We start from the raw sequence: 22,148 nt of genomic DNA, 5'->3' as shown, positions 1-22,148 counted from the left end.
GAATTTAGGGCAACAGCGAGGCAACAATGAACACATCAGTTAGCAACAGAAGTTTAGATAAAAAACGACAACGTATTGATGTGCTTATTGAAAATAAAGTTAGTTTTGCTGGCGAACATGCCGAGTTAAGTATTTACGACACCTATTTAGATGCGCAAAAAGTGGCCTTACATTCAACTGAGTTACTATTTTGTGGCATGATCAGCGGCAAAAAAATCATGCATGTTGCCGACAGTGATTATCATGAAGAATTTTTGCCAAACCAGTCATTTGTGCTTGCTCCAGAGCAAGGGGTGTTAATCGATTTCCCTAATGCGTCTCTTAATCAACCAACAACCTGTTTAGCGATTGAAATCAGTACCGATAAGATAAGCCAAGTAGTTGATGCTCTTAATTTTAACCAACAAATTACACAGGATGACTTTTTCCAATATCAAGCAAAGCTAGTTCATGCCCAGCATAACCAACAAACTCAACAACTACTTGAACGGATGATCACCCTGTTTAGTGAAAATGAGCAACACCGGGATTACTTAATTGATTTATCACTCAATGAACTGATAACCCGCCTGTTACAGCAGCAAAGCCGAGATTTAATGATAGCAAGCTGTAAACAAGGCAAGCTTGCAACCCCACTAAGCCATGTAATTAGTTATATTGAACAGCACCTTGCTGAGAATATTGATATTGATGTGTTATGTAAGATAGCGTGTATGAGCCGCAGTAAGTTTTATCAGCAATTTAAGCTAGCGTTTGGTGTTACGCCAGCTCTTTGGCAACAGCAATTACGCTTACAAAAAGCGTATAAACTACTTCAAAAAGGTGAAGCGATTAGCCAAGTTTGTTATCAGTTAGGCTTTAATAACCCAAGCCATTTTAGTCGTGTGTTTAAACAAGCCTTTGGCGCAACCCCCAAAAGTATCGCTAATCATTAATTTTAGGGTTTCGATGAGAATAAACCCGATAGGTAAATGCCAACAATATACAAATGGCGCTTGGCACATAAAGCGCTGCAAAGCTTAATTTAGCAAATAACCATGCCCCAGCTAAGCCACCAAAGATAAAGCCTAAAATGATTAGGCCAAACAGTTTAGCCTTACGTTGATCAAGCGCCTCGCCGCGGAAAACTCGACCAAACATAATACCTAAATCGGTAAAGATACCAGTTACATGGGTAGTGCGAACAATTGCGCCGCTGTAAGTTGTTGCCAATGCATTTTGTAACCCACATGCCGCAGAAGCTAAAAAGTGTCCGTAGCCAGAGCCATTACACAGTAACCAAAGTGCACCGAGTAAAAACCCTGCCTCAATAAATAGTGCGGTATCGTAATGACGCCCTAACTTAAGTGCTGAACTGTGCAGTAAAAACCCAGCAATACCAGACCCTACTAAAAATGACAGTAATACGCCTAATAAATGTAAAGCATCAAGGCTATTGCCATGCATAAGATCTGCGCCAAGCAAGGTTGCTGTTCCCGATAAATGCGATACCGCTTGATGCTCAAAGCTAAGTAAACCAACCGCATTCACACATCCGGCAACCAATGCCAAAATAAATGCGCCTACTTCAACCCACTTCGGTAACTTAGAAATCACTCGCTCTTTACCTTTTTTATGACCTGTTCTCTCATTCTTTTATGGTACGCCTATTTTTATGACTAAAAACACTTTTTTTCGACTCTTTATATGGTAATTTACAGGTAAGTAAATCGATTAAGTGACGATAATGCCCAAGCCAAAAAATTGGACGCTAAAAAGTATTGCCCAAGAGTTAGGCGTTTCAAATGCCACCGTATCAAATGCGTTTAACCGCCCTGATCAACTATCAAAATCTCGCCGCGAGGAGATTTTGGCTGCCTGTAAAAAACTCGGCTACTTTGGCCCTAACAAAGCGGCGCAATCGCTGCGCAGAGGGACCTTTAATATTGTTGCCTTGGTGTTGCCAGACAGTGTTGAATACATGGTATCAGATCCGGTTGCTAGCAGCTTTATGCGGGGCGTATCGGCGGTACTCGAAAAAAATGGCATTAACCTTTTATTATTTTCTGGTAATAGCAATAACCTAAATAGCGTAGTCGATTTTGTAGATGGCTTTATCTGTTATGGCCGCCCTCGTAATAAGCAACTTGTTGAACAATTGAAACAAGTACCAAAACATGTGGTGACGGTTGATTTTAATATCGGTCGCGATGCCTCGGTAAACGTTAATAACCAACAAGCCAGTTTTGATATTGCTAAACACGCACTCCAAAAAAATGATGATCGGGTGGCAATTTTAGGGCTGCGCTTACTTGATAACGACGTACTATGCCGAGTTTACGAGCATCACGAGTTTGAAGCTGGTCAGTCTATCGCTCATCAGCGACTACGCGGTTATCACCAAGCAATCAGTGATGCTGGCATCACCCTTGGTGATGATAGAACATGGAATATTCCAGAAAGTAGTGAGCGTTTTGCTAGTATTGCCGCCAAAGAAGCGCTTAGCAGCACACCAAGACCAAACGTTTTGTTGTGTATGAGTGATTTAATCGCCCTTGCTGCAATGCGTGAAGCATTAAAAATGGGCTTATCTATTCCAGAAGATGTCAGAATTGTTGGTTTTGATGGCATCGATGAAGGACAACGATTTGTGCCAAAGCTTACGACTGTTCACCAAAACAGCGAAGAAAAAGGCCGCTTAGCAGCGACCTTATTTTTATCGAAAGAGCAGCAAACAGCCGAAATCGACTATCAACTGCAATTGGGGCAAAGTAGTTAAGCTAAAAAGTCAGCCAAATCAACTATGCTTTGTTCGCTGTCGCGGTGATCGACAATGAACACTTCACGGCTAGTAAAGTCGACTTTTAACTCAATTGAGCTGGTATCATCATGCCAGCTTAAACGACACACACTGCCTTCACCGTTCACTGTGAATTCACCGTTAAAAGCTGGGTGCTCATTTCGTAATTGAATAAGTTTAATCAATCCTTTAACCACAGGTTTTGCTAGAGCAGCTTCAATATCTTGTGCATTTAAATAAGGACGATTGATATCACGGCCAACATTTGTACGTGCCAGTAATTCCATATCGTTTTCACAAGCGAACAGACCGCCATAATAAACTTGTGGAATACCTGGCGCGAAGAATTGAATCGCACGCGCTAATAGATAATCAAAGTCATCTGCACCCAAGGCATTATAATACGTACAATTTACTTGATATAAATCAACGTTACTGGCTGCAGCCCCTGTTGCAAGGCGACTTTGCCCATCACTTTTTTCATGAATGGTTTCAACCAAGTTATCAATTTGCTCGGCGTTTAGTAAGCCTGGTTTATCACCCATTGGACCTGCGTCAATAATGCCAATGCCATCATGAGTATCAAGCACTGTTAAACAGTTACGCGGTGAAATTGTTAGCCAATTCACCAATGCTTGCGCATCATTGCTAAATAAACTGTGCAAAATAAGCGGTGGAAGTGCAAAGTCATATACCATATTTACACGTTTTGCGACTGCTACCTGAGTTTGATAATGGCTATGAATTTCGGCAATAGTCTCCATACCAGCATCATTTGCCTGTGCTGAAAGCTTATTTAAATACTCAAATGTTTCGTCCAGCATAAAACAGTTAGTGCCTGCTTCTTTGATAGCATAACCAGCGGCGTCTAAACGAATGATGTTGACATTATTATCAGCAAATTTGCCAAGTACAGTGTTTAAATACTCAATGCCTGCTGTTGATTTCACATTAATATCAATTTGGTTATCGGTAAATGTGGTCCAAAAATCATAGGTTTGGCCATCTCCACATTTAATTGGTGTAAAGCAACTACCTGGACGCGGACGATAAATCGCTTTTTGTTCAGCCTCCGACATGCCATTTGGGAATACATCGTCTTTGGTTAGAAATAAATCCCAAAATTCAGATTGTTTGCCTTTTGCTAGCACGTCTTTAAATTGAAACGACTGTGCTGAAACATGGTTAACAATCAAGTCAGCCATCAAATCATAGTTTGCACCAAGCACTTTGATGTCTTCCCAGCTACCAAGACGCGAGTCTACTTCACTATGATCAATAGGATCAAAGCCAGCATCACTGCCATCAATCGGATTATAAAATGGCAACAAATGTACACCTGCAAACACATTGTTAAGTGGGCCATTTAATAAATTACTTAATTCATCAATACCTTGACCGGTAATACGGTCTGCGTAGGTGATTAATTGCACTTTATTGTTGATCATAATTGTTAATACCAAGTTGAAACTTAATCGATTAAGATATATCTTTAACCACGACAGCAAATTATTCAAGCAGTTTTTACAACTTTTATACACTAAGATACATAGTAAAGGTGTAAGCCTTCACATGAGGATACAACAATGAATAGAACACACGATCCTTTGCAAATGATTAGATGGTTGACATACATGATGTTTTTTATGTTTGCCATGACCTCTGATGCGGTTGGTATGATCATTCCTGAGTTAATAAAAGAATTTGACCTCAGCATGACACAAGCCAGTGCATTCCATTATGCCCCAATGGCACTGATTGCTTTTAGTGGCCTATTTTTAGGATTTCTTGCCGACAGTTTTGGCCGTAAACAAACGATAATGTTGGGCCTGGGTTTATTTACGATTAGTTGTTTTTTATTCGCGATAAGCAGCAGCTTTAGCATATTTGTAGTGCTACTTAGCTGTATTGGCCTTGCTATTGGTTTATTCAAAACAGGTGCTTTAGCATTGTTAGGTGATATCTCTAAAAACAATTTAGAGCACACAAAAACCATGAATTTAGTCGAAGGCTTTTTTGGTATCGGTGCTATCGTAGGCCCTGCTTTAGTGAGCTTTTTAATTACGCAAAAAGTTAGCTGGACTTACCTATATGTTATTGCAGGGGTTTTATGCTTAATTTTAACCATTATAGCTTGGCGTGCAGATTACCCTAAACCTAAAAAGCAAGAAGAACACGCAAAACCTGCCTCCCTTGCCACCACTATGAGCATGATGAAAAACCCTTACGCACTTGGCTTTTCTTTAGCGATTGCCCTTTATGTAGCAACCGAAGTGGCTATTTATGTGTGGATGCCTACTCTACTTGGCGATTACACTGGCCCATGGCAATTACTGGCAACCTACGCATTGACCTTATTTTTTATTTTACGCGCTGCGGGACGTTTCTTAGCGGTATGGCTGTTAAATCACTTAAGCTGGCAAGCGGCGATGCTGTATTTAAGCTTAGGGATCGCACTATGTTATTTAGGCTTAATATTTGGTGGTGTTGATTGGGCAATATTCTTATTACCCTTATCAGGTCTGTTTATGTCAATGATTTACCCAACCTTAAACTCGAAAGGTATTTCTTGCTTTGCCGTTCAGCAGCACGGTGCGGTAGCTGGGGTCATCCTGTTTTTCACTGCATTATCTGCAGCTGCAGCCCCACTACTTATGGGTATGATCAGTGATTTCTTTGGCCACATTCGTTATGGGTTTTATCTCGCAACAGGTTTCGCATGTTTACTGTTTTTAGCCATGCTATATAACTACTTACGCAACCCTGCTGAGCAAGCTTTAGCGCAGCACAGTGCATTAAGCCACTAAATAAAAATCGTTAAAAATCAATTATCGAACATAAATTGTGCAAGTTTTTCGCTAAAAAGACTTGCACTGTGTAAAATTATTGTTATCTTTACTTAATCGATTAAGATAACAATTTAGACAACAAACCATCTGGGATTGACACGAGGCACATTATGACAACACACAAACATGCCCTTTACACATTAAGCGCGCTTGCGCTAGCAGTAAGCCAAAACTTACACGCCGAAGAGCAAGCACAACCAGCAGAGGCTAAAAAAAGCGGCCTTGAAACAATCGTCGTAACAGGTGTACCGCGCCGTACAACGATTATGGCATCAAGTTCATCGGTTAGCAGTGTTACATTAGCAGAAATTGAAGTATCAACACCACGCTCTACAGCAGAAGCATTCAGAACAATCCCGGGTGTTCGTTCAGAATCAACAGGTGGTGAAGGTAACGCGAATATCGCAGTACGTGGTTTACCTGTTGCATCGGGTGGTGCTAAGTTCTTGCAACTACAAGAAGATGGCTTACCTGTTATGCAGTTTGGCGATATTGCCTTTGGTAATGCAGATATCTTCATGCGTTTAGATTCAACAGTACAAAGTGTTGAATCAATCCGTGGTGGCTCAGCTTCGACAGCAGCAAGTGACGCACCAGGCGGTATCATCAACTTTATTTCAAAAACGGGTGAGAACGAGTCAGGTAGCGTATCAACCACGGTTGGCCTTGATTATGACTCTATCCGTACTGACTTTGAGTATGGTACGTATTTAAACGACAGTGTGCGCTACCACATTGGTGGCTTTGTTCGCCAAGGTGAAGGCCCACGTGAAACCGGTTATACATCAAATAAAGGTGGCCAAATTAAGGCAAACCTGACTAAAGAATTTGATGCCGGTTATGTTCGTGTTTACTTTAAGCACCTTGATGATAAAAGCGTAGGTTACCTACCTATGCCAATGTACTCAGATGGCGATTCAATCCCAGGCTTTGATTCGCAATCAGATACGCCGCATTCAGCACTTTTCACACAAACTCTGCGTTTAAATGGCGATAACCAAATTAGTACTGGCGATATGACCGACGGTATGAATCCGGTTGTTACCTCAGTCGGTTTTGAAGCGGCATTTGATTTAGAAAACGACTGGCGTATCGAAAACCGCTTTAGAACATCGTCAGTGAGCGGTAACTTTATTTCTCTTATTCCAGCTGAAGTTGCATCTGCAAGCTCTATTGCCTCTAGCATTGCTGGTGATGGTGCATCACTTGTTTATGCAAATGGTGGCTCAGCAGGCGAAGCTTACGGCGATGACGATTTAGCAATGCGTATTCACACATTCGATGTAACGCTAAATGACATGGGTTCAATTGTTAATGATCTTAAGTTAACTAAGTCGTTCTCTGATGACACTAGTGTTACTTTTGGTTACTTTGCATCAAGCCAATCAATTGATATGTCTTGGCTTTGGAACTCGTATGTTATGGAGCTAAAAGGCGACAACGCAGCATTACTTGATGTTACCGCTGCTAATGGCGATAGCTACTCTGATAATGGCTTGTACGCTTATGGTACTCCATACTGGGGTAACTGCTGTCAACGTAACTACGACACAGAATACGAAACGCGTGCACCTTACATTAACTTAGCAACTAAGTTTGGCGATTTAAGCATTGATGCAAGTGCTCGCTATGATTCAGGCGAAGCACGTGGCAACTACGCAGGTGCAGTTACATCTACGATTGATATGAACGGCGACGGTACCATCTCAATTCCAGAGCAAAATGTTGTTGGTATTGATAACGCAAATCCAAGCATTGTTAACTACGACTGGCACTACAGCTCATACTCAATTGGTGCGAACTACCAAATTGACCCAAGTTTCGCGACATTTGCCCGCTTAAGTAAAGGTGGCCGCGCAAATGCAGACCGCTTACTATTCGGTAAAGTAGAAGCTGATGGTTCAGTTGCCGAAGCCGATGCAATTGATGAAGTAAATCAATATGAGTTCGGTGTGAAAAAACGTTTTGATTCACTATCAGTATTTGCAACAGCATTCTACGCAGAAACTGAAGAGCAAAACTTTGAAGCAACATCACAAAAATTCTTTGACCGCGAGTACGAAGCAAAAGGTATTGAGGTTGAATCAACGTACTACGTTGGTGATTGGGACTTCCGTGGTAACTTTACTTGGACAGATGCAGAAATTGCTAAAGATGCGTTATCGCCAGAGTTAGTTGGTAATACACCACGTCGTCAAGCTGACCTAATCTACTCATTAATGGCAACTTACAACTTTGACAAAGGTGCTGCTGGCCTGAGCTTTATTGGTACAACGGATGCTTACGCACAAGACAGTAACGATCTTAAATTTGATGGCTATACACAAGTGAATGGCTTTGTAAGTTACAACCTGTCTGAAAACTTAAGCCTATCGCTTAACGTGAACAACCTGTTCGACACCGTAGGTATCACAGAAGCAGAAGAAGGCTCTGTACCAGATAACGACATTATTCGCGCCCGTACTATTAACGGCCGTACAACGTCGCTTACTTTAAAATATTCTTTTTATTAATACCTCTCCTCCCTCTTTAGCCCAGTATTTACTGGGCTTTTTGCGTTTTATGTATTCTTAGTAACAGCAACAAAAGGGCTTTGTATAAGACTAGGTTGTTGCTCTTTTCTTTTCACATAACTAAACAGTATTAAGCAGCCTAAAGCTAAGCTTACAGCAAGCATTGAACCTAGGCTTGCAAATCTAAAGCTGTGAAACTGTGCAATAACTCCTGTTGCCCCTGCCCCACACATAACCCCTAATTTAATCGCGTTCGTGTAAAACGCCGAGGTAAACCCAATACGCTCTGGTAGCTGATCTTGTAATACGGTTAAACCAATGCCCGCAAAAATACCGTAAAACAGGCCATTTAAAACTTGCAGCGCGATTAAATGCCATACCTGTGTGGCAAAAAACACCCCTAAATAAAATACAATGGCACAACAAAATGCGACTACAAGCATCGAAACCTTACTGTATCTTTTAGCAAGCTTTGCCGCATACAGCATGATAGGAATTTCTAACAGTGCCACAACACCCATAAATAGCCCAGGCGTATGCTCAGCAAATCCTAGTTCAGTAATGCTATAGAGCGGAAGTGCCGATGAATACATAATATTGCCCGTTGAGCCAAGCATAATAGCTAAGCCTAGCAACCAAAATGATAAACTCGCAGCGGCTGCTGGCTCTGAGCTATGTTGTGACTTTTTAGCGCTATAGTCAGGAATGAACTTAAATGCAAAGATAAGCGCAACCAATGCACACGCTGCAGCAAAGAAAAACGAGCGGCTAAACTCGCCTCCCGAGGCTAACAAATAGCCAAGCGGCGGGCCGCCCACCCAAGCAAAAGAAATAGCGGCACGTAAACGCGAATTAAAACTGGTGATGTCGATGTTCTGTTGACGCCCTGCCCATTGCCTTGCCACGGTCATCATTTGCGGAATTGCTGCATTTCCCATAGCTAGAAATAACACGCCCGCAAGTAACACTTGCCAAAATGCAGTGGCATTAGCAAAGGTCACTAACGCACACACCATACCTGATACAGCCACCATAAATAACTTACGTGCACTAGTTCCTTTATCAGCCATACCACCCAGCCACTGACTAATAATTAACCCCGTAATAGTTACTGCTACCATATAAACACCCAAATAAACGGGTGGTGTCTGCAGCCCTTCTATAATGAATAAGCTCATCAAAGGGTTAACGAATGCCCCCATTAATCCCGTTAGCATGCTTAGAAGAATAAAAATTACACCATGCTGTTTAAGCAATGCTTTCACCAACAACCCCACATCAAAACGACAATTTAATAAACAAATTAAAGGGCGCAGATTATACACAGCTTTGCTGTAATTTTCATTTTGTAATACAAATAATAGAGAAGGAGTTTCGCATAATGAAGCTATGCTTTTAAGAAGAGACAATTAACTGTTAAGAACAAACAATTACTTGCCAATAGGGTTATCCCTTAAGCTGTACTATGACTGTAACAACTTAAGAGATACAGCTTGAACTCGCAATATACTTACAGCTGCGAGAATTGCTTGAAGTGATAAACCAATACCTTTAAAGCGTGCTATTTAGTAATTTATAAAAGCGAGATGTCACCCCGTTTGTCCAGCCAAACCCTTGTTGCACAGTATATTCACCGCCACCGGCTCGACTAACTAAATCACAAACGTTATATTTTTCTAATAAGCACTTATCTTCAGTAAAACGCATTTCAATCATGCTCAACCAATTTTTCATAATTGCCTGCGCTTCACTAACATAACCATAATCAAAGAGCCCTTTTACAGCAAACCACTGCAGAGGAGCCCAGCCATTAGGGCTATCCCATTGTTGTGAAGTGCTACATAAAGTTGTTACTAATCCACCCGGTTTTAAAAACTCTGACATCAGCTTTTGCTTTACCTGTTCGGCTTGCCTAGCAGACGCTGCGCCAACAAACAACGGCACCGCTGTTGCCAATGAATCAACCTCACTTTGCTGATTTAAACGAATATTAAAATCTCGATATACCCCAGCCTCACTATGCCAACAATATTGGTCAATTGCTTGCAAACGAAGAGCGGCTAATTCTTCTATGGAATGACATTTTTGATCCTTACCCAGCAGTCGATAAAAGTCTCCAAGTGTTCTTTCAAGGTTATAAAGCAAACAGTTTAGGTCAACTGGGACGATGTTGGTGGTTTCAATCGTTTTTAAATCATGATGATCTACAAGCCAGCGACTACTGAAGTCCCATCCTGACTCGCATGCCGCTCGTATATGTTGAAAATAACTTAACTTTTGTACCTCATCGAGACCTTCAGCATCGTGTAAATCTTCTTTTAATGATTCAGGTCGAGGAGTTGTAGAGCTATCCCAATAACGGTTTAAAATTGCGCCATCAGGCATTCTAACAACTCGCTTTATTAAAGGTGTTTGCGTTGATAATTCGCTACAATCTTGCATCCAAAATTGATACTCAGACTCTAAAGCTTCAATAGCACTTGCAAGCCAAGTTAAATCATCCTGATGCTGATACTTAGCTTTCCAAAGCATAGTAAGCATGAGTGCTAATACAGGTGGTTGTGAACGACTACTGTAATAGATTCGATTACCATTTGGTATGCAACCATTGCGATTTTGCAGATCAATAAAGTTGTTTACCATTGCTTCTATTGTTGCAAGATCACCAATATCCTCAAGGCCTAATGCGGTAAAATAACTGTCCCAATAATATATTTCCTGAAATCGTCCACCAGGCACAATATAGTCATAAAACAGCGGTAACAATGAGCTTGATAAGTCTGTATCTGCACTGCGGTGTAAGTGAGGCCATAAATCAGCAATATATTGTTGTACTGAAGAAGTATCTATCTTAGCTGTTGGGATTGTTTGGTCGGCAAACATAAAATGAGTCATTACAAACTCACGAAGCTCCTCGCCTCTCAAAGGCCCAACGAGCAAATATAATTCACAAGCACTTTGCCAAGACAAATTAGGAATGGCATCAGCAAACATCTTAGAATCGGCAAACACCTCTTCTAACTGCACATCTTTAAATAATTGACTATCAAGAAAGCTCATAAATACCCTTTATTGTTCAGCTGAAGAAGTTGTATGAGAAAGAGGTTTTAACGTGTGTTTCTTGAACACTGAAACACTCACCAATAACAATGCAATAGGTACCAAAGTTAAATAAAAGGCATGTTGGCCACTAAATTTATCAAATACCAACCCTGTAATAATTGAGCCAGTAGTCCCTCCAAGAGCAGAAAAAACAACTATCAGTCCTGTCATTGCTGCGTGCTGATACTTAGCCAATGAACTCAACATAACTGAGTTAAGTACCGGATAAATCGGTGCCATAAAAAAGCCAATCAGGGGTAACATGAATGCAGCAAGTGGTACATCAAATATTGTTTTTACTTGGCTACCATCAACGTTGTGCGTCATAGGTAATACAAGTAAAACCAGCACAGCCATAGACATTAAGCAACTGATTAATATACTAAACCAATTTAGATAGCGCAGTAATTGACCAGCAACCAAGCGACCTAGCGCAAGCGCCGCAGCAAATATACTTGCTAGTTGAATACTTACATCAACGGGGAGCATTAAAACTTGATTATTAAAAGTAGGTAACCAAGTACCTACTCCCTGCTCGATTAATACATAAAGAAAGGCACTGATAATAAAAATTAACACCAACGGTTTATACGCAAGCCTTAGCATGTCAATAAACGCGTGAATTTGTGAGTAGTGCGAGCCCTTTAATTCAGGTGATTTAATTGGTGCTGTGAAAACAGCTAAAAAGGCTACGGCAACAATCAAGGCAAGCAAATAATACACGTTTAACCAGTGAGTGCTCTGCACATCATTTGGATCGATAAATAAAGCAAAGATCCAATAGCCTGCTAACACACCTAGCATAAACACCCCTTCAATGGTGTTTAGCAACGCTGAGTGCTTATTAGCACTGTCTGTTACCTGGCCAATCACTGAATAAACAGAAATTTTCATCACTGCAAAGCTACAACCAATTGCTGCAAACAGTGCCTTTAGTATCCAGAACTGTGCAATTGTTGGTACAACTAAACACATAACAGCGACAAAAACTAAGGCAGCCAACATCGCGATTTTATAACCAACCCGAGGAATAAACGACGCAACTAAGAATGAAACAATTGCTATGCTTAAGTCTTTAAAACCCTCTAAAACGGATGCGTCTGTTTTAGTCACACCTAAACTATTTATTGCTTGCAAAATAACAGTACCGACACTGTTTAGCATAATAGCAAATACAAAATAGCTGCACGCCAATGCGACTGTTATTCTGATCGGATTCATTCACTCAAACCTAAGATTATTTTTATTTAGTCTAGTTTAGCAATCAAGCAAATGCAAACGTTTGCAAACACATTAAAACAAATATTTAACAACAGCCCAAATCAACGCTGACTGGATTGTCTACAAATTAATTCAATATCAACAACTTGAGAGGTAGTTGCTTGCCCCGAAAACTGCGCTATTAATTTTTCCACAAGAATAACTGAGGCACGCTGCGTATTCTGCTTAATACTTGATAAGGAAGGATGGCTGATATCTGCCATTGCGATATCGTCAAAACCGACTAAAGCGACATCATTTGGAATACTAATATAACGCTCTTTTAACGCTTTCATAGCGCCAAGTGCCACCATATCGCTACATGCCATAATACCGTCAAAATATAGGCCTTTTTCAACCAAGAGTTTATTTATACTTTTGTAAGAAGCGCCGCTTGTAATATCAATAGAAACCACATGAGGTGTGGCTTTCGCACTCGCTATCGCATCTAAATAACCTCGGTGGCGCTCACCTATTTCGGCATGCCCAGGATCACCTAAGAACAAAATATTCTTGGCTCCTTTATTCAATAAATGCTCAGTAGCAAGCCTACCACCTAAATAATTATCGCTCCCTACAATAGGGTAATTGCTGGGCGATTTAGGATCTCCCCAAACTACTAGGGGCACTCCAGCATCTGCTGCAGCTTCGATATTTGCTTGATTCTTACCCTGCCCAACTACTATAAGACCGTCAGCACGACGACTATTTATGAAGTAGTTGGCCCAATCGTCACTCGCCATAAATGAGTTTGAAAGCAGCAATTCTAAGCCAAATTTATTCAATGCAAGATTAATTTCGCCAACAACTTTAAGAAGAAAAGGGTCATTTATAGACTGCTCGGTGTCCCCATCTAGGTTAATTATCACGGCAACAACATTGGTTTTTTGTGTTCGTAAACGACTTGCAGCAGTGTTTAAACTAAAATTATGCTGCTTGGCTAAGCGTTGAAGCTTTACCCTTGTTTCCTTTTTAATCAATGGGTTATCATTCAGGGCGCGAGACACAGTTGATGTCGAAACCCCTGCTAATTTAGCCAGATCAGCGAGCTTCAATTTTTTTTCATTCATAATGCTAAAACACTGGGTGCTGTCCTTAGAATATGTGCCAGCAATATAACATCATTTTAACTAAACCGCTGCGTTTCAGCAGATAATATTTTTTCAGTAGCACGCATTTCATACTCTAATCCTGTGTTCAAATTTACAACAAAAAGTTATAAAAACCATTTGCAAACGTTTGCATTGATCTTTATGGTTTAAAAAAGCAAGGCATTAACAATTGCAAAAATCGTTTCAATAACTTGCTTTACACACAAAAGGAAATGGGAACACACAATGATGACAACAACATATACTCGCAGTGCATTAGCCTCTGCAATCCTGCTAGCAATCAGTGGCCAAACTGCAATGGCCGAAGAACAGCCACAAAAATCAGCAAATGAAAAAGTAGAACGAATTGTCGTATCGGGCACACCTGCCGGTATCGGTGTTCGTAAAATCGACGCTGGTTACGCCGTGACAAACATTGATGCCGATCAAATTGTTAAACTATCGCCAAAAAGTACAGCTGACTTGTTTAAAGCCGTACCAGGTGTGTGGGTAGAAAGTTCAGGTGGTGAATCTGGCGCAAACGTGTTTGTGCGTGGTTTTCCCGGTGGTGGCGATGCGCCATTTTTAACATTGAGTCTTGAAGGCTCACCAATTTACCCTGCACCTACTTTATCATTTTTAGAAAACTCGTCGTTATTCCGTTTAGATGAAACCATTGAAACAATGGAAGCACTGCGTGGTGGTCCAAACCCTGTTGTATCAAACGGCCAGCCTGGTTTAACAACGAATTTCCGTTTAAAGCGTGGTGGTGAATACACTGAAGGTGTTTTCAAATACACGACCTCAGATTATGACTTGCAGCGACTTGATGCTGTGGTAAGTGGTGAGGTTTCTGATGATCTATACTTTATGGTGGGTGGTTATGTTAAAAGCTCACCAGGTATTCGTGACGCTGGTTTCACATCAGAAAAAGGCAGCCAGTTCACTATTAATATCACAAAAGAGTTAGAAAACGGCACCATTAATTTATACACCCGTCAAACAGATGACCACGGTGCTTGGTACTTACCAACACCTCTGAATGTTGACGGTATTGATGCTGAGTACACGCAACTAGGTACTTTAAATCGCCAAGCAACTATTTACACAGGCCCAAATAATGACGAACGACAAATCGACTTAGGTGAAGGCCGTGGTTGGAAAGGTCATGTTTCTGGCGGTAGTATCAAACTTGAATTTGATAACGGCTGGAGCTTTACAGATCGCTTTAACTTCACCAAGGGTGATGCTAACACATACGGCTTAGTACCGGCAGGCTCTGCAACAACGATTGAAACAGCTGCTGAAACCGGTGAAACGATAACAGGTCCAGTAACAGGTGCAGTAACTGGCACAGAATACGGCGCAGACACGGCGGTGCAAAAAGTTGGCCGTTGGGTGGCATTAAAAGAGATCAGCGCATTCACCAATGATTTAGCGTTTGCTAAAAAGCTTGATAACTTATCGCTGGCATTTGGTTATTACACAGCAAGCACATCAGCAAATGACTGGTGGAGCTTAGGCAATGTAGCGTATCACGTGCTTGAAGCAGGTGGCGAAATGCTAGACGGTTTCGAATGTAATGCAAGTGTTGATGGTTGTGGCTTTAACTACGATATCAATTCAACAGGTGATGCACGCACCAATGCGTTTTACACAACAGCTCAATATAAATTCAACGATGACTTTACGCTTGATGCAGGTATTCGTTTTGAAAACCATGAAGTGGAATACTCAGTTGATGAAGGTCTTGACGGTGTGATCACTCAGTCTGTTCAATATGACGAAAGCAAAACATCGTGGACAACAGGTATTAACTACTCAATTTCCGATGACATGGGCGTATTTGCTCGTGTAAACCGTGGTTACAAAATGCCTTACTTCGACGACTTCCGTGATAACTATGGTGCTTACCAAAATGGCGAAAAGCTAATTAAAGAAGTAACACAAGCTGAGTTTGGTTATAAATTATTAACAGACAGCACCGACTTTTACGCAACATTCTTCACTAACGAAGTAAAAGGTGACACATTTAATCGTCGACCAGGTGACCCATCTGAAATTTTAACCAACGAAGCATACGGTATTGAGCTTGATTATAACTACAACCATGAATCTGGTTTCTCAGTTAACTTAAACTCAACGCTTCAAGAAACTGAAATAACAGAAAGCCCAACTAACGAAGGCAACGAAAGTCAGCGTCAGCCAAAATGGCAAGTACGTTTAACACCAAGCTATGACTTTGAAGTTAGTGACATGTATGCAACCTTATACGGCACAATCTCAGCGGTTGATGACCGCTACGGAAACAACGAAAACTCAGTTACTTTAGAAGGTTACGAAAAAGTAGACATAGGTTTAATTGTTGAACCTATGGAAGGTATTAAACTGCAGTTAGCGGTTGATAACTTAACTGACGAACAAGGCATAACAGAAGGTGACCCTCGTAATGCTGATGCACCGAATGGTCGTTACATTATGCCGCGTACTACACGCTTAAGTATTAGCTACGAGTTTTAATAATAACTCCCTAATCCCTTGATTGTAAAATCAATACCCAAGCCACTGAGTTATTAAAACCTGTGGCTTTTTTCATTTATTAGTAACTCTAGCAAATGCTCTGCAATAGCTCGATGCGACTCAAGGGTTAAATGTATACCTTCTTGCTGGCAAGGCGGAGCTATTGCTGTGATATCCAGGAACAGAGTTTGCTGTTTCACACACAGTTCAGAAAAAGCCTTAACTAGCTCATTAGACTTTGCAGCCGCTCCCGCATAAATAGATTGATATGCGCCAACTTCATAAACCCTAGGAGCGCTTAGTATTATAATTTTGGGTAAGTCTCGATGTAGATAATATTTCTTTATGTCTGAGATAAGGGCTTCTAGTGCCTTGGCAATATCAGCAACCGACAGCGCAAAACGGCGCTTTAAATCATTCGTGCCGAGCTGAATAACAATCACATCTAAATGATAAGCCGCTAAGTAAGGTTCTAAGTATTTAATGCCAAGTTTATCGCCACTGAAAGGTGGGTTGTTCACCAGTGTTCGATTGGGTTGGCCGGCTTCAATAACTTGGTAGCCGGCACCTAATTTAATACCCAGTAAACTAGGCCAGCGCTCATCGGCTGCAAAGCGCTTACCATCGACGGGGGAAATACCATAGGTGTTTGAGTCACCAAAACATAAGATATTCATTAAAATGGATTCAATGTGTAACCTTGTTGCTGCAACTGTGCATGCGCCGTCATTGCTGATAATGCCATTTGCACACCGGGAATAAGCTGTTGCTGCTTTACCTTCATGTGCGTTGCAGACTGCCCACACACATACACAACGGTATTATGTGCCAACAATTGTGAGATCAATTGCTGATTTTTATTGTCACTATCAAAGCGCTGTTTATAAAAACTGTTTTCCAGTACATCAACACTTGCGCCACCATGCACAACTAAAGCAAGTTGAATGTTCTCAGGCTTCACACCATGGGCTATATGCATATTAATGAACCTTGCTAATGAGTTCATTTTATTATTCTGCGCCCCTTTTTCTGCCGCATCAGCTACATCAAATGCCACTTTGAAAACCGTTTGATCAGAGATTGGTGCATGGTTTGGCACATCATAATAAAAACCAAAACCTTTGATAGCAGGCTCAGCTTGCTCTGCATAACTAAACGAAGATAGTAAGGCTAAAGATAAACCTAACAGTGTTGATTGCATGAAAGTTCCTGTTGTTTTTTACTTTAGCCTACCTTGTTTAGACGCGTTTAACTAGCATCAATATGTTGATGCGCTTTAAAGGTCATTCCTAAGTAATTGAAGGTGTTTTTAAACATCTCGATAAACGCGTTAGGTGCGTGTGCAGAACCTGCATTTGACAGCAATGAAAACTGCTTTTCACGCAGTGTTCTCAGTTTTGGCCTTAGCGTTTCATCATCCATATAATCAGTGATCCGGTCTAAAAATGCTTTAAACTGCGGTGTGGTGTTATACCAATATACTGGTGATGCAAGCACCCAGTGTTGATAATTTAACAGCGCTTCGAATACCGCATAAAAATCATCATTTTTATATTGCTTGTCATAGCAATAAGGCGAAATAACATAGTCATCTAGGCATACCACATCGCCACCATATTGCGTTTTATAATCATTAACTTGCAAACTCGTATTACCCTGTTTTCGCGCACTTGAATAAATAATTACCGTATTTGTTGTTGGTTTTTGTTGCATTACTATCACTCCTTTTTTTATGATGTGCGCAGCGTAAAACCTCAAGCTAACTTTAGGTCAAGAACGAATTATACTTATAAATGTTTTTGGCTTATAGCTTCTATTACCTTATGAAAGTTTAGCCTTTTTTAATCATTCCCAAAAAATTGAAGCAGTTTTACAATGTAAAATTTACCATTGTCCAAAACCACAAAAAAATGTAATATCCCCAAAATAAGGACTAAATACAGATAAGGAATATCGCGATTAATACCCAAGAAAAAATCAAATTCCCTCTCCAATAGATTTATTAAAATGGTTAATAAATCAAGAAGCTTTTTTTGAAGTTACTCTTTTTGATCACTTTGGAAATAATTTCTCTGGCAGGTTAGAATAGCTAAGTAAAGAAACTAAAACTTTAATCATTTCTGACAAAAATAAAAACAAAAAATTTTTTAACTTAAATTATTTATCACATGTAACAACTAGTGACAAATAATCAATAATATATTTATTTTTAAATTCAAGCCAGAAAAATAAAAACCCTGAAAAAATCGACATTGAAGAAATAATAAATTTAACTTCAGAAATGTTAAAGTTGAGTTACAACCTAGACTTAAAATTCGTTATTGATAAATGCAACAACAGTATGGAAGCTGAAAAATTATCTATAATTATAGATTACCTAACAGAGAAAATAAAAAAATTAACTAATGATGACTTTACATTATCAGCAATAAATAAAGTACATACTTTCCACATCAAAAATGATGAAACTTCAAAGTTTAATTTAAAGCTTAACAACAAGACTATAACAATAAGCTATTCAGAACCTCTACCACACAGCATTAATCAGCTTATCGAAAAAGGGCTTAATAGAACTTTATAATTCATTAATTTTAACACTGTCAAATAAATAAGGAATGACAATGGGACTAAGAGAGAAAAAAGCAGCAAGAGAATTTGAAAAAAATCGCTTCGATTCACTTAAAAGACAAATTTTTGAAGCTGCCAAATTCGAATTTGATATAGAAGTAAATTGGGAAACACTTGCTATTGATGATTACGCTCATTTATACGATCAAACATGGCCAATGATCTATTTTGAACCAACTATAAAGGCGTTCAAAGAAATGTGCTCAGATAAATTTTCTAAAGAAGCGATAGAAGAAGATTTGAAAAAATTAATCATTCAAAACTATGGTAATGTTCATAATGCTAATCATTTTGCGACATATAGCAAGGGCATTTTAACCTTAAATCATTCGCCAATATTGAATGCAGCAAATCAAATAAATGAAAGAGCTGAATCTGTACAGAATGCTATTGAGAAAGAACTATAAATTTTCATTTATAGATTTTAATGTAATGATCTACTCTTGGTAGATCATTACAATAATAAAATTAAAACAGAGATTTTATTTTATCCATATAATCAGATGCGCTTCGAGTCATTTTATGACCTGTTTCAATATTTAAAGTATTACCAGATAAAGCAAAGTTATTTTTTGAATCTAAAAAGTCTTGCTTAGCTTTTATTTTAATATTTTTTAATTTTGCTAATTCTTCTTTATAATCTTCATCACTTGCACAAATAGTTGCAATTGCTTCAAGTGCCGCAACAGTTCGTTGACCTGAGTGAGAAATAACCCATTCACTTTTATAGTTATCTTTTTTTAGGTTTGCATCATTGCTACTAATCATACTTTTATAACTATCCCAGTCTACAATGACATCTAAAGCTGAATTGCCACAGCTAGATTTAACCTTATTCACTTCAGCTATAATATTATTATCAACAATCCTCATTGCTTTTTTATCTTTTACTGAAGCATATACTGATGAACTAGCCATTAAAATAACCATACCAAATAACAATTTATTTTTCACAATTTTTCCCTTTGCATATAAAACATAAACAGAATTTATAATATACAACATATACACAAAAAAGTTACCAATAAAATCAATAAATTTATTTAGTCATAAATAAAAATAAAAGACTAGAGCTGCGATATCGCTTGCACAATGAAATACATTTTATTTACTATTGAATGCACACTACCTCAAGCTAACTTTAGGTCAACACCTTGGAGCAAATTATGGCAGATAAAAAACTTGTTGATGCAAACCTATCGGTTGGCTTTGTCGCAAAACGCAGTGGCGTAAAAGTTTCAACCTTGCATTTTTATGAGTCGAAGGGGCTTATTCGCAGCTGGCGAAATAACGGTAATCAGCGCCGCTATAAACCCGATGTATTACGCCGAATTGCTGTAATTAAAGCTGCACAAACTATGGGCATAACCCTTGAAAACATTAAACAAACGTTAAGCACCCTACCTGATCAGCGTACACCCACTAAACAAGATTGGGCAGCTCTTTCAAAGGTATGGCAAACACAACTAGATGAACGAATTCAATACATGCAGCGTTTACGCGAGCGCGTTAACGGTTGTATTGGCTGCGGCTGTTTATCAATGGCAAAATGCCCTATCTACAACAAAGACGACTATTTAGGTGAAGAGCACAGCGGCGCTGTGCTTTTAGAAAGAGATTAAAGTTTAGCTTTATTCAGCTCACACATACCGTAAATAGCAAAAGTATGCTCAGGCGCCTCCGCTATTTGAATATCAACTGTTTGCGGGCTTTTTGAGAGCTCGCAAACAAGATCGCTAAGCAACCCTCTAAGGGTATTACTATTTTCATGAATTGAAATACTTGTATACCAAAGCACAATACCTTCTGGAGTGCCATTTTCAAGGTAGATATGTTGAATAAGCGAGTCATTATCAAACATATTTGCAGGCTTGGCCGTTCTTATTAGCTTTTCATCAAAGCGAAAGCGGCCATTCTCATCAGTTATCGTCTCATCAATATATTCTTTATCATAAGTAAGAGAACGGATTACTTTTTGCTTTGCTACCGGCTTACCATTATCAAGTAAAATCCCTTGAACTGGGGCCGATAACAAAAAGTCACTTTTATTGAACAAACCAAACATGCCTGCGAATACCTCAGTCGAAATAAAAAGAAAAATAGCGACAAATGCTACCTTAACTAACTTCACTACCACACGGCTTCTCTATTTACTTGGCAATCTACTGGATCTAAATAAGGTTTTAGCTCCTCAGGGAATCCGTGTTTTTCTGTTATGTCTTTATCAATTTTGAAGTAATGCTCTATCGATTGATATAAGTGAGTACCAAGCGGGATGGATGTATCCATAAAGGTCATGGCTGTGGCGTATGCCAGTGAATCCCATTCACGGTTTGAACCACCAACGTAAAATGTTGGCTTAGTGAAGCGGTAATGTTTAGGGTATTTTAACGGCACCATGAGTGACACAAATACACGTGAACCACCCCGGGCTGAACCGACATTACGCTGATTTGCGCCATAGCAAACAATGTCTTCGTAAGGTAAGTAAAACGGTTTTCTAAATAAGGTATGCGGAGTTTTTACAAGGCCAGTATGGCGATTAAAGTAAAAATTATCTCGGTGCGCTAATATGGCGCGGTGTTTTAAAGTAAAATAACCCAAACCAAAGAGCGTCACATAGATTGAGGCCATAATCCAAAAATATTCAAACCCATTCGCAATTAACGCATATACATGAAATAAGAAAACCATAAAAGCGAGTGTTTCAAAGAAAAAACCAAGTGCTGTAAATAAGTTAGACCACCCTCCAAACCATGAAATAGCTAACTGCTTACCATCATTCTCTACCCAATGTCCCTCAAGTGTTGAGCCACTATCTGGGGATTCAAGCTCTGCTGCATATTGATCAGTAAAACGCTTACTTTTAAAGGTACGAGTTTTGAAACTACAGCCATTGAGTACTTCTGCTTTTTTTAATCGCGTTTCATAACTGTCTTTATGTAAATAGTCTCTTGGCAGTTGCTCTTTATAGGTTTGTCTATCATCAAAGTATTTGATTTCATTTTTAGTTCGCTTTCTTATTTCAGCCACTATCTCTGGGTTGTTTTTTCTAAACTCTTCTCTTCTTATCACCGCTTTTTCATCTAACGCCAGTTGTTTAATGGTTTTATCTTTTGCTCTAGCAGGATCTCGGCCTGGGTTTTCAGCGCACCACTGGTTAATTGCGTTAATGCGGTTTTCTCTTTTAATTTTTTCTCTTTCTTCACGAGTTAAACCGTCGTTTTGTTCAGCAATATAGCGTTTAAGATCCTCATCACTAATAAGATTATCAATTAAGGGCCTTGTTGATCAAATGCAGCTCTCTAACAAATTCACTTAACTTACTGATATTTAGGCAGACCAAGGGTGTTGATCTTATTTAGCGCCTTCACTTTGATCATCGCTTCAACCAGTTGGCGATTGT

The 22,148-nt window shown here is 39.5% G+C and carries 21 protein-coding genes; 8 read left to right on the top strand and 13 right to left on the bottom strand.

Annotated elements, in window-relative coordinates:
- The first annotated feature begins 26 nt into the window (after positions 1 to 26).
- Positions 27 to 935 carry an AraC family transcriptional regulator gene (locus tag NH454_RS20610; protein ID WP_135926876.1) on the top strand — a complete coding sequence of 303 codons (909 nt, stop codon included), beginning with the start codon at positions 27 to 29 and terminating at the stop codon, positions 933 to 935.
- On the opposite strand, the gene NH454_RS20605 is transcribed toward NH454_RS20610, so the two are convergent.
- Positions 925 to 1,596, bottom strand: coding sequence for a YoaK family protein (locus tag NH454_RS20605; protein WP_138557126.1), 672 nt, complete (start codon positions 1,594 to 1,596; stop codon positions 925 to 927). The two genes, NH454_RS20610 and NH454_RS20605, sit on opposite strands and share 11 nt — an antisense overlap.
- Before the next feature lie 130 nt (positions 1,597 to 1,726).
- Here NH454_RS20605 and NH454_RS20600 point away from each other — a divergent pair, with 130 nt between their 5' ends.
- Positions 1,727 to 2,758, top strand: a complete 1,032-nt coding sequence (locus NH454_RS20600; protein WP_135926874.1) for a LacI family DNA-binding transcriptional regulator — start codon at positions 1,727 to 1,729, stop codon at positions 2,756 to 2,758.
- Here NH454_RS20600 and gtfA read toward each other — a convergent pair.
- A complete protein-coding gene (gene gtfA / locus NH454_RS20595) occupies positions 2,755 to 4,227 on the bottom strand; it encodes a sucrose phosphorylase (RefSeq protein WP_138557125.1) in 1,473 nt (490 codons plus the stop codon). The genes NH454_RS20600 and gtfA overlap by 4 nt on opposite strands.
- A 138-nt stretch (positions 4,228 to 4,365) precedes the next feature.
- On the opposite strand from gtfA, the gene NH454_RS20590 reads away from it, so the two are divergent.
- A complete protein-coding gene (locus tag NH454_RS20590) occupies positions 4,366 to 5,586 on the top strand; it encodes an MFS transporter (protein ID WP_135926872.1) in 1,221 nt (406 codons plus the stop codon).
- Positions 5,587 to 5,738: 152 nt separating this feature from the next.
- On the top strand, positions 5,739 to 8,141 hold the full coding sequence (locus NH454_RS20585; protein ID WP_138557124.1) for a TonB-dependent receptor: 2,403 nt from the start codon (positions 5,739 to 5,741) through the stop codon (positions 8,139 to 8,141).
- 47 nt (positions 8,142 to 8,188) lie between these two features.
- On the opposite strand, the gene NH454_RS20580 is transcribed toward NH454_RS20585, so the two are convergent.
- From NH454_RS20580 to NH454_RS20565, 4 genes are all read right to left on the bottom strand, one after another.
- Positions 8,189 to 9,406 carry a sugar efflux transporter gene (locus tag NH454_RS20580; protein ID WP_253040141.1) on the bottom strand — a complete coding sequence of 406 codons (1,218 nt, stop codon included), beginning with the start codon at positions 9,404 to 9,406 and terminating at the stop codon, positions 8,189 to 8,191.
- A gap of 286 nt (positions 9,407 to 9,692) precedes the next feature.
- The gene (locus NH454_RS20575) at positions 9,693 to 11,201 is read right to left on the bottom strand and encodes a trehalase family glycosidase (RefSeq protein WP_138557123.1); all 1,509 of its coding nucleotides are present in this window, start codon (positions 11,199 to 11,201) and stop codon (positions 9,693 to 9,695) included.
- Positions 11,202 to 11,210: 9 nt separating this feature from the next.
- On the bottom strand, positions 11,211 to 12,464 hold the full coding sequence (locus NH454_RS20570) for an MFS transporter (RefSeq protein WP_253040139.1): 1,254 nt from the start codon (positions 12,462 to 12,464) through the stop codon (positions 11,211 to 11,213).
- A gap of 101 nt (positions 12,465 to 12,565) precedes the next feature.
- Entirely contained in the window at positions 12,566 to 13,573 is a 1,008-nt protein-coding gene (locus tag NH454_RS20565; protein ID WP_253040137.1) for a substrate-binding domain-containing protein, read from the bottom strand.
- A 270-nt stretch (positions 13,574 to 13,843) separates the two neighbouring features.
- On the opposite strand from NH454_RS20565, the gene NH454_RS20560 reads away from it, so the two are divergent.
- Positions 13,844 to 16,114 (top strand): TonB-dependent receptor, encoded by a 2,271-nt coding sequence (locus tag NH454_RS20560; protein WP_253040144.1) that lies wholly within the window; start codon positions 13,844 to 13,846, stop codon positions 16,112 to 16,114.
- Positions 16,115 to 16,167: 53 nt separating this feature from the next.
- On the opposite strand, the gene NH454_RS20555 is transcribed toward NH454_RS20560, so the two are convergent.
- From NH454_RS20555 to NH454_RS20545, 3 genes are read right to left on the bottom strand one after another with little or no spacing between them, the layout of a single operon-like run.
- Positions 16,168 to 16,791, bottom strand: coding sequence for a GDSL-type esterase/lipase family protein (locus tag NH454_RS20555; protein ID WP_253040135.1), 624 nt, complete (start codon positions 16,789 to 16,791; stop codon positions 16,168 to 16,170).
- On the bottom strand, positions 16,791 to 17,315 hold the full coding sequence (locus NH454_RS20550; protein ID WP_235382693.1) for a DsrE family protein: 525 nt from the start codon (positions 17,313 to 17,315) through the stop codon (positions 16,791 to 16,793). Before NH454_RS20550 ends, NH454_RS20555 begins: the two co-directional genes overlap by 1 nt.
- A gap of 47 nt (positions 17,316 to 17,362) precedes the next feature.
- Positions 17,363 to 17,827, bottom strand: a complete 465-nt coding sequence (locus tag NH454_RS20545; RefSeq protein ID WP_135926865.1) for an NAD(P)H-dependent oxidoreductase — start codon at positions 17,825 to 17,827, stop codon at positions 17,363 to 17,365.
- Positions 17,828 to 18,455: 628 nt separating this feature from the next.
- Between NH454_RS20545 and NH454_RS20540 the strand changes: the two genes are divergently transcribed.
- Positions 18,456 to 18,695, top strand: a complete 240-nt coding sequence (locus NH454_RS20540) for a hypothetical protein (RefSeq protein ID WP_253040133.1) — start codon at positions 18,456 to 18,458, stop codon at positions 18,693 to 18,695.
- A gap of 40 nt (positions 18,696 to 18,735) precedes the next feature.
- The gene (locus NH454_RS20535; protein WP_253040131.1) at positions 18,736 to 19,149 is read left to right on the top strand and encodes a hypothetical protein; all 414 of its coding nucleotides are present in this window, start codon (positions 18,736 to 18,738) and stop codon (positions 19,147 to 19,149) included.
- Positions 19,150 to 19,210: 61 nt separating this feature from the next.
- Here the strand turns inward: NH454_RS20535 and NH454_RS20530 are convergent, their stop codons facing one another.
- Positions 19,211 to 19,696, bottom strand: a complete 486-nt coding sequence (locus NH454_RS20530) for a hypothetical protein (RefSeq protein WP_253040129.1) — start codon at positions 19,694 to 19,696, stop codon at positions 19,211 to 19,213.
- Between the two features lie 212 nt (positions 19,697 to 19,908).
- Here NH454_RS20530 and soxR point away from each other — a divergent pair, with 212 nt between their 5' ends.
- The gene (gene soxR / locus NH454_RS20525; protein WP_199527276.1) at positions 19,909 to 20,364 is read left to right on the top strand and encodes a redox-sensitive transcriptional activator SoxR; all 456 of its coding nucleotides are present in this window, start codon (positions 19,909 to 19,911) and stop codon (positions 20,362 to 20,364) included.
- Here soxR and NH454_RS20520 read toward each other — a convergent pair.
- From NH454_RS20520 to NH454_RS22390, 3 genes are read right to left on the bottom strand one after another with little or no spacing between them, the layout of a single operon-like run.
- The gene (locus NH454_RS20520) at positions 20,361 to 20,873 is read right to left on the bottom strand and encodes a DUF6795 domain-containing protein (RefSeq protein ID WP_253040127.1); all 513 of its coding nucleotides are present in this window, start codon (positions 20,871 to 20,873) and stop codon (positions 20,361 to 20,363) included. The two genes, soxR and NH454_RS20520, sit on opposite strands and share 4 nt — an antisense overlap.
- Positions 20,873 to 21,817, bottom strand: a complete 945-nt coding sequence (locus tag NH454_RS20515; protein WP_253040125.1) for a hypothetical protein — start codon at positions 21,815 to 21,817, stop codon at positions 20,873 to 20,875. Before NH454_RS20515 ends, NH454_RS20520 begins: the two co-directional genes overlap by 1 nt.
- An 11-nt stretch (positions 21,818 to 21,828) precedes the next feature.
- Positions 21,829 to 21,951: a hypothetical protein gene (locus NH454_RS22390; RefSeq protein ID WP_290442654.1), complete on the bottom strand. Its 123-nt coding sequence runs from the start codon at positions 21,949 to 21,951 to the stop codon at positions 21,829 to 21,831.
- Positions 21,952 to 22,148 lie beyond the last annotated feature (197 nt).

Source organism: Pseudoalteromonas sp. Ps84H-4 (genome assembly GCF_024124645.1).
GTDB lineage: Bacteria > Pseudomonadota > Gammaproteobacteria > Enterobacterales > Alteromonadaceae > Pseudoalteromonas > Pseudoalteromonas lipolytica_C.
This window is presented reverse-complemented; position numbering and strand designations above follow the sequence as displayed.

Bases quoted from the DNA above. Each gene is read 5' to 3' on its own strand.
- NH454_RS20590 (WP_135926872.1), top strand. From the start codon at position 4,366: ATGAATAGAACACACGATCCTTTGCAAATGATTAGATGGTTGACATAC.
- soxR (WP_199527276.1), top strand. From the start codon at position 19,909: ATGGCAGATAAAAAACTTGTTGATGCAAACCTATCGGTTGGCTTTGTC.
- NH454_RS20535 (WP_253040131.1), top strand. From the start codon at position 18,736: ATGGGACTAAGAGAGAAAAAAGCAGCAAGAGAATTTGAAAAAAATCGC.
- NH454_RS20550 (WP_235382693.1), bottom strand. From the start codon at position 17,315: ATGCAATCAACACTGTTAGGTTTATCTTTAGCCTTACTATCTTCGTTT.
- NH454_RS20575 (WP_138557123.1), bottom strand. From the start codon at position 11,201: ATGAGCTTTCTTGATAGTCAATTATTTAAAGATGTGCAGTTAGAAGAG.
- gtfA (WP_138557125.1), bottom strand. From the start codon at position 4,227: ATGATCAACAATAAAGTGCAATTAATCACCTACGCAGACCGTATTACC.
- NH454_RS20600 (WP_135926874.1), top strand. From the start codon at position 1,727: ATGCCCAAGCCAAAAAATTGGACGCTAAAAAGTATTGCCCAAGAGTTA.
- NH454_RS20540 (WP_253040133.1), top strand. From the start codon at position 18,456: ATGGAAGCTGAAAAATTATCTATAATTATAGATTACCTAACAGAGAAA.
- NH454_RS20565 (WP_253040137.1), bottom strand. From the start codon at position 13,573: ATGAATGAAAAAAAATTGAAGCTCGCTGATCTGGCTAAATTAGCAGGG.
- NH454_RS20585 (WP_138557124.1), top strand. From the start codon at position 5,739: ATGACAACACACAAACATGCCCTTTACACATTAAGCGCGCTTGCGCTA.
- NH454_RS20610 (WP_135926876.1), top strand. From the start codon at position 27: ATGAACACATCAGTTAGCAACAGAAGTTTAGATAAAAAACGACAACGT.
- NH454_RS20570 (WP_253040139.1), bottom strand. From the start codon at position 12,464: ATGAATCCGATCAGAATAACAGTCGCATTGGCGTGCAGCTATTTTGTA.
- NH454_RS20545 (WP_135926865.1), bottom strand. From the start codon at position 17,827: ATGCAACAAAAACCAACAACAAATACGGTAATTATTTATTCAAGTGCG.
- NH454_RS20555 (WP_253040135.1), bottom strand. From the start codon at position 16,791: ATGAATATCTTATGTTTTGGTGACTCAAACACCTATGGTATTTCCCCC.
- NH454_RS20560 (WP_253040144.1), top strand. From the start codon at position 13,844: ATGACAACAACATATACTCGCAGTGCATTAGCCTCTGCAATCCTGCTA.